Source organism: Sphingomonas sp., assembly GCF_031380695.1.
Classification (GTDB): domain Bacteria; phylum Pseudomonadota; class Alphaproteobacteria; order Sphingomonadales; family Sphingomonadaceae; genus Sphingomicrobium.
The window spans coordinates 1-8870 of the sequence record NZ_JANMWY010000099.1; the positions used below are offsets into that span (position 1 = coordinate 1).

The following is an 8870-nucleotide window of genomic DNA, read 5'->3' on the forward strand; positions in this document are numbered from 1 at the left end:
CGATGCATCCGCGGGCCATAAGTGTTGAAGATTCGCGCGACCTTGATCCTCAGGCCCAGCTGGCGATGATAATCGAAGAACAGGGTCTCGGCGCAGCGCTTGCCCTCGTCATAGCAGGAGCGGATGCCGATCGGGTTGACGTGGCCCCAATATTCCTCGGGCTGCGGGTGGACGGCGGGGTCGCCATAGACTTCGCTGGTCGAGGCCTGGAAGATGCGGATGCCGAGGCGCTTGGCGAGGCCGAGCAGGTTGATCGCGCCATGCACCGAGGTCTTGGTCGTCTGGACCGGGTCGTGCTGGTAATGGACCGGCGAGGCGGGGCAGGCGAGATTGTAGATCTCGTCGACCTCGACGAACAGCGGGAAGGTGACGTCGTGGCGCAGCAGCTCGAACTTCGGGTTCGGCAGGAGATGCGCGATGTTGGCCTTGTCGCCGGTGAAGAAATTGTCGAGGCACAGCACTTCGTGGCCGTCGGCGATCAGCCGGTCGCACAGATGCGAGCCGAGGAAGCCGGCGCCGCCGGTGACGAGCACGCGCTTGCTGCTGCCATAAAGTCGCGCCACGGTAATTCCCCTTGGGTATCAGGCATCCGCGATAGTCGATCGGCCTTGCGTGGCAAGAGCCGACCCGAGCTTGCGCGGGTGATCAATGCTTGAGAAAGCCCTCGAGCGAGGTCTTGAGTTCCTCGATCGACATGCGGTTCCACTGCTCGGCCCACGGCGACCCGTCACCCTGGTCCTCGCGCAGATAGTCCGGGCTGGCCCAGCGTTGCGGGGCGAGGTCCGGGCGCAGCTTGGCCAGTTGGGCGATGTCGAACCGTTCGGCGAAGCGCAGCCCGACCTGGTCCCCGCGCGACCAGCTGACGGTGGCGAACAGGCTGCCGGCCGCACCGAGATCGAGATAGACTTCGGCGTCGGTCGGCAGGGGATGCGGCACGTCGAGCAGCGCGCCGTCGGGCGAAATGTTGCGCAGGCGGACGGGAATCGTGTCGTGCTGGAACAGGATCGAGCCCTTCCAGATGAGCGGATGGCGCGAGCTGGTGCGCCGCGCCGCAACTTCCTCGCTGAGTGGCTCGCCGGGGGCCTCCAGTTCAAATACGGCCGCGTCGGGGGCGGCGATGGACAAGTCGGGGAAGCTGCGGCGAATGACCTCCAGCAGCATCGCGTCGCGCTGCATCGGGTCGCCGCCCACTTGCGTTTCGTGGGCGAACTCCAGGCCGATGCGATCGTCGCGGAGCCAGCGGACGGCGCATTCGAGCGCGCCATGCTCGCCGAGGACGAGGTCGAGCCGCTCCCACATCCTGGGCTTGATGTCGGTCGCGATCATCGCGCCGCCGCCGGACAGGTTGATCAGCTCGACGTTGACGCTTTCGCTGCGGAAATGAATCCAGGCGCGCTCGTCGTCGAGGCGGTGGCGGTCGTCATCGCGGTGGTTGGTGGTGCGACCAACGTCGCGCGCGACAGCGATTCCATCGAGCCCGTCGGAGTGGGTAGCGGCGGGCTTCTTGGCACCGAGAAGCGTGTTTGCTTCCTGCCTGGGCTTGCCGGAGAAAACCGACGCGCGGAAATTGTTCATCGACGAAACCTCACACCATGGTTCCCCGGACTTAGCGGCCGAGGGTTACGAAATGGTATGTGACGAATGACCGACGTGAAGGACGCACCGGCCCGCGCTGGCGAGCCGGTGCGGCGATCAGGCTACCAGGAGTAGTACATGTCGAATTCGACCGGACTCGGCGTAGTTTCCCAGCGCATCACTTCGTCCCACTTGAGCTCGATGTAAGCGTCGATCTGATCGTCGGTGAACACGTCGCCCTTGGTCAGATAGGCGCGGTCCTGGGTGAGGTTGGTCAGCGCCTCGCGGAGCGAGCCGCACACCGTCGGTACGTTGACCAGCTCGGCCGGCGGGAGGTCGTAGAGGTTCTTGTCCATCGCCTCGCCCGGGTGGAGGCGGCTCTGGATGCCGTCGAGCCCGGCCATCATGATCGCGGCATAGGCAAGGTAGGGATTGGCCATCGCATCGGGGAAGCGGAATTCGACCCGCTTGGCCTTGTCGCCGGTGCCGTAGGGGATGCGGCACGAGGCCGAGCGGTTGCGGCTGGAGTAAGCCAGCAGCACCGGTGCCTCGAACCCCGGGACCAGCCGCTTGTAGCTGTTGGTCGTCGGATTGGTGAAGGCATTGAGCGAGCGGGCGTGCTTGATGACGCCGCCGATGAAGTAAAGCGCTGTGTCGCTGAGGCCGGCATAGCCGTTGCCGGCGAACAGTGGCGTGTCGCCGTTCCACAGCGACATGTGGGTGTGCATGCCGGAGCCGTTATCCTGGGCGATCGGCTTGGGCATGAAGGTCGCGGTCTTGCCATAAGCCTGGGCGACCATGTGCACGACATATTTGTAAACCTGCATGCGGTCGGCGGTTTCGACCAGCTTGCCATAGGTCAGGCCGAGCTCGTGCTGCGCGGCGGCGACTTCGTGGTGGTGCTTGTCGCACGGCAGACCCATTTCGAGCATGGTCGAGACCATCTCGGCGCGGATGTCGACCGCGCTGTCGATCGGCGCGACGGGGAAATAACCGCCCTTGGCGCGCGGCCGGTGGGCGAGGTTGCCGCCCTCATATTCGCGGCCGCTATTGCCCGGCAGCTCGATGTCGTCGAGCTTGAAAAAGCTGGTCGCATAGCTGTCCTCGAAGCGGACGTCGTCAAACATGAAGAATTCGGCTTCCGGACCGACATAGACGGTGTCGGCGATCCCGGTCGCCTTGAGGTAGGCTTCGTCGCGCGTCGCGGACGAGCGCGGGTCGCGCGAATATAGCTCGCCGGTCGACGGCTCGACGACGTTGCACACGACGATCAGCATCGGCGTCGCGCTGAATGGGTCGATGTAGGTCGCGGTCAGATCCGGCTTGAGGATCATGTCGCTCTCGTTGATCGCCTTCCAGCCGTGGATCGACGAGCCGTCGAACATGAAGCCATCGTTGAGTTGGTCGTCATCAACCGCACTGGCGACCATCGAGAGGTGCTGCCACTTGCCCTTCGGATCGGTGAAGCGAAGATCGACCCATTCGATCTCCTGGTCCTTGATCAACTTCAGTATCTTGCCCGAATCCGACATGGTGGCCTCATGGATGAGAGAGAATGAATCGCCGCCCCGCGCGGCCGCAAAGCGCTCTTCCCCGTGCTGCACTGCGGAATCCAGCGGAGTCGGGAGTTCGGTGAATATTTCACTCACGAGTTAGCGTCAAATGGTACGGCGACCCGGAGCCTATCAGGCTCGGCGGTGTTGGCCTGGGCGGCGGCGGGCGATCCACTGTCCAGGGCCAATGCGCTTCAACTTGAGGCCGCAACGACGGCACACGCTGACCCAGGTCGTGCCGGCATGATAGGCGTGACGGGTGCAGCGCCGGTGACCGAAGAGTTTGCAGAGAATCAGCACGGACCATCCCTGATCGGGGCCGAGCTGCGTTATTGATAACCGGTTATCTCCGCCGAACGCAAGGGCTTGGCGGCACTGCTTCACTAAAAATTTCGGCGTTGGGCGGCGACCAGCATGCGCAGCAGCATGGCGACCGGGCGGGGGACCCCGACCTTGCCCTCCATCCACAAGCTGATCGACGAGCGGCTCACCCCGATCGCGCCAGCCAGGTCGGCGTGCGTGCGATAGCCGAGCGCGCGCATGGCGGTGCGCAACTCATCGGGCGACATCGAGGCGAGCGGCGAATCCTGCATCGCCGCCCCTGTAGCCGGTGTTTGCGAAGCAGCGGAAGCGGTCAGATTGCGTCGCTGCCCCGATCGCCGGTCCGGATGCGGACAGCCTGATCGATTGTCGAGACGAAGATCTTGCCGTCGCCGATGCGACCGGTCTTGGCAGCCGTCTCGATCGCTTCGATCACGCGGTCGGCGGTGCCGTCCTCGACGACCACTTCGACTTTCACCTTGGGCAGGAAATCGACGACATATTCGGCACCGCGATAGAGTTCGGTGTGACCCTTCTGGCGGCCGAAGCCCTTTACTTCGGTGACGGTTATGCCGGACACGCCCACTTCGTGAAGGGCGTCCTTCACATCGTCGAGTTTGAACGGCTTGATGATCGCTTCGATTTTCTTCACGCCTGCCCCCGCGTTGTCTGTCTCAAATCTCTTCTACGCACATCGCCCCACCCTGCGCAAAACAAATGATGCAATGCAACATGACGGCTAAGACATTGAATCCGCATTAATAAGGGGGCCTATCGAGCCCGCTCGGGCTCTTGGTGAAGATTTCGCAGCCATCGTCGGTGATGCCGATCGAATGTTCGAACTGGGCCGACAGCGAGCGGTCGCGCGTCACTGCGGTCCATCCATCGTCGAGCAATTTGCAGTCGGCGCGGCCAAGGTTGATCATCGGTTCGACGGTGAAGATCATGCCGGGGCGAAGTTCCGGTCCAGTGCCGGGGCGGCCGGCGTGAATCACTTCGGGACTGTCGTGGAACAGTCGCCCGACGCCATGGCCGCAGAAATCGCGGACGATGCCATAGCGATGCCGTTCGGCGTGACTCTGGATCGCGTTGGCGATGTCGCCGAGATGGTTGCCGGGGCGCGCCTGCTCCAGCCCGAGCATGAGGCATTCGTAGGTCACATCGACCAACTTGCGCGCCTTGAGCGCCACATCGCCGACCAGGAACATGCGGCTGGTGTCACCATGCCAGCCGTCGAGGATCGGGGTGACGTCGACGTTGACGATGTCGCCGTCTTTCAAGACTTTATTGCCCGGAATGCCGTGGCACACGACATGATTGATCGATGTGCAGCAGGACCTGGTAAAGCCGCGATAGCCGAGCGTGGCGGGCACGCCGCCACTCTCGACCGTCATGCGGACGACGATATCGTCGATCTCGCCGGTGGTGGCACCGGGCACGACGTACGCTGGCAGCGCGTCGAGGATCGAAGCCGCCAGGCGACCCGCCGCGCGCATCCCCGCGAATCCCTCCGGGCCGTGGAGCTTAATCACGTGGCTACGCGCTTCGGAGCGATCGTCGGCGCTAACGGTGAGATATTCGGTCATGCGCGGATATAGGACGCGTGCGGGACGAAGGTAAAGCGCTCGGCTAAAGAGAGCTTGAGCGGGACGACCGCCAGATCGGTCATCTGGCGCATCCTGGCCTCATGTCACAGCCATCTCACTGGCTATTAAACCGACTTTGCAAGTCAAGCGGTTGCAGCCGCCGGGCGCGGCGTTAAGAGCCGGTCGATGGTTAACCCAAAAATCTGGACTGCCGCCCTGGTCGTGATCGGCGACGAGATATTGTCGGGCCGGACCCAGGACAAGAATATCGCCCAGATCGCCGCGTGGCTGAACGTGCAGGGGATAAGGCTGGCTGAAGTCCGGGTCGTAGCCGATGTTGCCGAGCGGATCGGCGAGGCGGTGACGGTGCTGATGGCGAGCAACGACTATTTATTCACCACCGGCGGGATCGGGCCGACGCACGACGACATCACGGTGGATTCGATCGCTGCCGCCTTGGGGCTCGCGGTCGTCGTCCACCCCGATGCGCGGGCAACGCTGGAGCGCTATTACGAGACTCGGGGCGGGATTACCGAGGCGCGACTCAGGATGGCGCGGGTGCCCGACGGGGCCGACCTCATCCCCAATCGTATGTCGGGCGCACCGGGTATCAGGCTCGGCAAGCTGTTCATCCTTGCCGGGGTGCCGCACATCACCGCCGGGATGCTCGATGCGCTGACCGGGACGCTGGAGGGCGGCCGGCCGCTGGTCAGCGTAACGATCGGCGGATTCGTGCCGGAGAGCGAGGTCGCCGACCTGCTGGGCGCAACTGAAAAGGCCCACGAAGGAGTCGTGATCGGCAGTTATCCCTTCTTTCGCGAGGGTCGGATCGGGGCGAACTTCGTCATCCGCTCGGAAGAGCAGGAGCGTGCCGAAGCCTGTGCCGCCGTGCTCGGCGAACAACTCGCCGCGCAAGGCTATGAAATGGTGGCGGGCGGGATCTGAAGGCGCGCGTGGAGTTTGAGCTTTCTTCGGTAGAACCCGACTGGCGGCGCGCAAGCGGGCGGCGGCGGGCGGCGGCGATCGGGCTGACGCTCGGTGCCGAATTGCTGTTCCTGCTGCTGTTGCTGGGCCTCAACCCCGGGCTGCTCCCGACATCGGACAGGCCGAGCGAGCCGACTTTGATCGACCTCGGTGCCGAACCGGCTGCGCCGCAACCGAAGCGGGCGGTCGCCGAGAGGCGCAAAATGGCGCCGAAGGTGCAACAGCGCGTCGAGCACCACGCCGCCGCCAAGCCGCCCAAGTTTCATTCGCCGAGTTTCATCCCGCTCAGCAGCGACGAGATGGCATCGGCCGATATTGCCCACCTCGGCACCAAGGGTGCCCCGGCGGAAGTCGCGGAGACGAGCGGGGCGGCGGGGCCGGGGGAAGGGCCGGGCGGGGCCCACCTCTACAAGGCGGAATGGCAGGTCGAGCCGACCCGCGCCCAGCTCGCTGCCTATCTGCCGAAGTCGGTCGAGCGCGGCAGCTGGGCCGAGATCGCATGCCGGACAATTGCCCATTATCATGTCGAGAATTGCCAGCCGCTGGGTGAATCCCCGCCCGGGTCGGGACTTGCAAGGGGGCTGCGGCTGGCGGCGTGGCAGTTCCAGGTGCGGCCACAAAATCTCGATGGGCGACCGCTGATCGGTAGCTGGGTGCGGATCCGCTTCGATTTTTCGAAGGACGCAGAATGAGTGCTGCGCCCGGCGCAGCCATCACCTTCGTGTCCCTGCGCAGACGCGCGCCGGCACGTTGCGCGAGGCGTTCGTCGCTCATCATGAACCGATCTGACTTGCCGCGAGTCCAGTAGCCAGCCTTGCGCCGCCGAGCCGATCGCGTCATCGGAGTTTCCGATGTTGTTGCGCCATCTCCGCTATTTCTCGGCTCTGGCCCGCGAGCGCCATTTCGCGCGCGCGGCGGTGGCCTGCCATGTCTCGCAGCCGACCCTGTCCGGGGCGATTGCGACACTCGAGGCCGAGCTTGGAACGCGGCTGGTGGTGCGCGGGCGGCGGTTCATCGACCTGACCCCGGAAGGGCGGCTCGTGCTGGATGGCGCGCGGCAATTGCTGCAGGACGAGGACGCCTTGCTGCAGGGGCTGGAACGGCTGCGCGGTGGGCTGAGCGGGGTGCTCCGGCTGGGCGTCATTCCGGCGGCGATGCCGGTCGTCGGCATGCTGGTCGAAGCCTTTTGCGCCACGCATCCCGCAGCAACGGTCGAGATACGGTCGTTGTCGTCGAAGGCGATCCAGAGCGACCTGCACGACTTCGAGCTCGATGCCGGGCTGACCTATCTCGACAACGAGCCGCTGGCACAGGTTCGTCGGACGCCGCTTTACCTCGAACGCTATCTGTTCGCGACGGCGCAGGGCGGGCCGCTCGCCGGTCGCGCGCAGATCAGCTGGCGCGAGGCGGCCGGGCAGCGACTGTGCCTGCTGAGCGACGACATGCAGAATCGGCGGATCCTCAACGCCGTGTTCGAGCAGCAGCAAGTTGCTTTCCGCCCCGACGTGGTCGCCAACAGTTTCCTCGCCGTGCTGTCGCAGCTGCGCACCGGGGCCTGGTCGAGCATCGTCCCGCACAGCTTTGGCCATTTGTTCGGCGAGCAGCGCGACATCGCCCTGATCCCGCTGGTCGAGCCGATGCACCGTCAGTCGGTCGGCCTGGTGACGAGCGATCGCGAGCCTGCGCCGCCAATGGCACGGGCGCTCGAGGCGTGCGCGCAAGGGGTCGATTTCGCGGCCGTGATGGAAAGAGTTTGATAGGACATTCCTATCAGGCTGATCGAAACTCTAATTTGATTGGACCCGCCGCGCGGCCGACACAGGCGCCAACGCTCGCATCAGCCGAGCCCTCAGGAGAGCGTCATGGCGAAGATTGTCTGTGTCCTTTACGACGACCCGATCGATGGGTTCCCGACAAGCTACGCACGCGATGACCTGCCGGCGCTGACGGAATATCCAGGCGGCCAGACTCATCCCACGCCCAAGGCAATCGATTTTACCCCCGGCCATCTGCTTGGTTCGGTGTCAGGCGAGCTTGGGCTCCGCAAATATCTCGAAGGTGCCGGGCATACGCTGATCGTGACGTCGGACAAGGATGGGCCCGACAGCGTGCTGGAGCGCGAGCTGGTCGACGCCGACGTCATCATCTCGCAGCCGTTCTGGCCGGCCTATCTGACCGCCGAGAGGATCGCCAAGGCGAAGAACCTCAAGCTGGCGCTGACCGCCGGCATCGGGTCGGACCATGTCGACCTGCAAGCCGCGATCGATCGCAACATCACCGTAGCCGAAGTGACCTATTGCAACTCGATCAGCGTCGCCGAGCATGTCGTGATGATGATCCTCGGCCTGGTCCGCAACTACATCCCGTCGCACGATTGGGTGACCAGGGGCGGCTGGAACATCGCCGATTGTGTGGCGCGGTCGTATGATGTCGAGGGGATGCATGTCGGCACGGTCGCCTCGGGGCGGATCGGCCTGGCGGTGCTACGGCGGCTGAAGCCGTTCGACATGCACCTGCATTACAATGATCGCTACCGGCTCCCGGCCGAGGTCGAGCAGGAACTCGGCCTGATCTGGCACGAGAAGCGCGAGGAAATGTACGGGGTGTGCGACGTCGTCACGCTGAACTGCCCGCTCTACCCCGAAACCGAGCATATGATCAACGACGAGACGCTCAAGCATTTCAAGCGCGGCGCCTATCTGGTCAACACCGCGCGCGGGAAGCTGTGTGACCGCGACGCGATCGTCCGCGCGGTCGAGAGCGGGCAGCTGGCGGGCTATGCCGGCGACGTGTGGTTTCCGCAGCCCGCGCCGCGCGATCATCCGTGGCGGTCGATGCCCTATGAGGGGAT

10 protein-coding genes are annotated in these 8870 nt (G+C 64.6%); 4 read left to right on the forward strand and 6 right to left on the reverse strand.

Features of this window, described 5'->3' with window-relative positions; genetic code table 11:
* The 6 genes from RMN84_RS03755 to map form a co-directional block, all read right to left on the reverse strand.
* A partial coding sequence (locus RMN84_RS03755; protein ID WP_309610869.1) for a GDP-mannose 4,6-dehydratase occupies positions 1 to 563 on the reverse strand: 563 nt, incomplete at its 3' end.
* Between the two features lie 82 nt (positions 564 to 645).
* Entirely contained in the window at positions 646 to 1575 is a 930-nt protein-coding gene (locus tag RMN84_RS03760) for a PilZ domain-containing protein (protein ID WP_309610870.1), read from the reverse strand.
* 122 nt (positions 1576 to 1697) lie between these two features.
* Positions 1698 to 3107 (reverse strand): type I glutamate--ammonia ligase, encoded by a 1410-nt coding sequence (gene glnA, locus RMN84_RS03765; protein ID WP_309610878.1) that lies wholly within the window; start codon positions 3105 to 3107, stop codon positions 1698 to 1700.
* A 404-nt stretch (positions 3108 to 3511) separates the two neighbouring features.
* Positions 3512 to 3721: a helix-turn-helix domain-containing protein gene (locus RMN84_RS03770; protein ID WP_309610871.1), complete on the reverse strand. Its 210-nt coding sequence runs from the start codon at positions 3719 to 3721 to the stop codon at positions 3512 to 3514.
* Positions 3722 to 3762: 41 nt separating this feature from the next.
* The gene (locus RMN84_RS03775) at positions 3763 to 4101 is read right to left on the reverse strand and encodes a P-II family nitrogen regulator (protein ID WP_309610872.1); all 339 of its coding nucleotides are present in this window, start codon (positions 4099 to 4101) and stop codon (positions 3763 to 3765) included.
* A gap of 106 nt (positions 4102 to 4207) precedes the next feature.
* Positions 4208 to 5035 carry a type I methionyl aminopeptidase gene (map, locus tag RMN84_RS03780; RefSeq protein WP_309610873.1) on the reverse strand — a complete coding sequence of 276 codons (828 nt, stop codon included), beginning with the start codon at positions 5033 to 5035 and terminating at the stop codon, positions 4208 to 4210.
* A 186-nt stretch (positions 5036 to 5221) separates the two neighbouring features.
* Between map and RMN84_RS03785 the strand changes: the two genes are divergently transcribed.
* From RMN84_RS03785 to RMN84_RS03800, 4 genes are all read left to right on the forward strand, one after another.
* Complete coding sequence (locus RMN84_RS03785) at positions 5222 to 5980, forward strand: molybdopterin-binding protein (protein ID WP_309610874.1); 759 nt, start codon at positions 5222 to 5224, stop codon at positions 5978 to 5980.
* Positions 5981 to 5988: 8 nt separating this feature from the next.
* Complete coding sequence (locus RMN84_RS03790; protein WP_309610875.1) at positions 5989 to 6711, forward strand: hypothetical protein; 723 nt, start codon at positions 5989 to 5991, stop codon at positions 6709 to 6711.
* A 159-nt stretch (positions 6712 to 6870) separates the two neighbouring features.
* On the forward strand, positions 6871 to 7776 hold the full coding sequence (locus RMN84_RS03795; protein WP_309610876.1) for a LysR substrate-binding domain-containing protein: 906 nt from the start codon (positions 6871 to 6873) through the stop codon (positions 7774 to 7776).
* Positions 7777 to 7881: 105 nt separating this feature from the next.
* The coding region (locus RMN84_RS03800) for an NAD-dependent formate dehydrogenase (protein ID WP_309610877.1) at positions 7882 to 8870 on the forward strand (989 nt) is incomplete at its 3' end.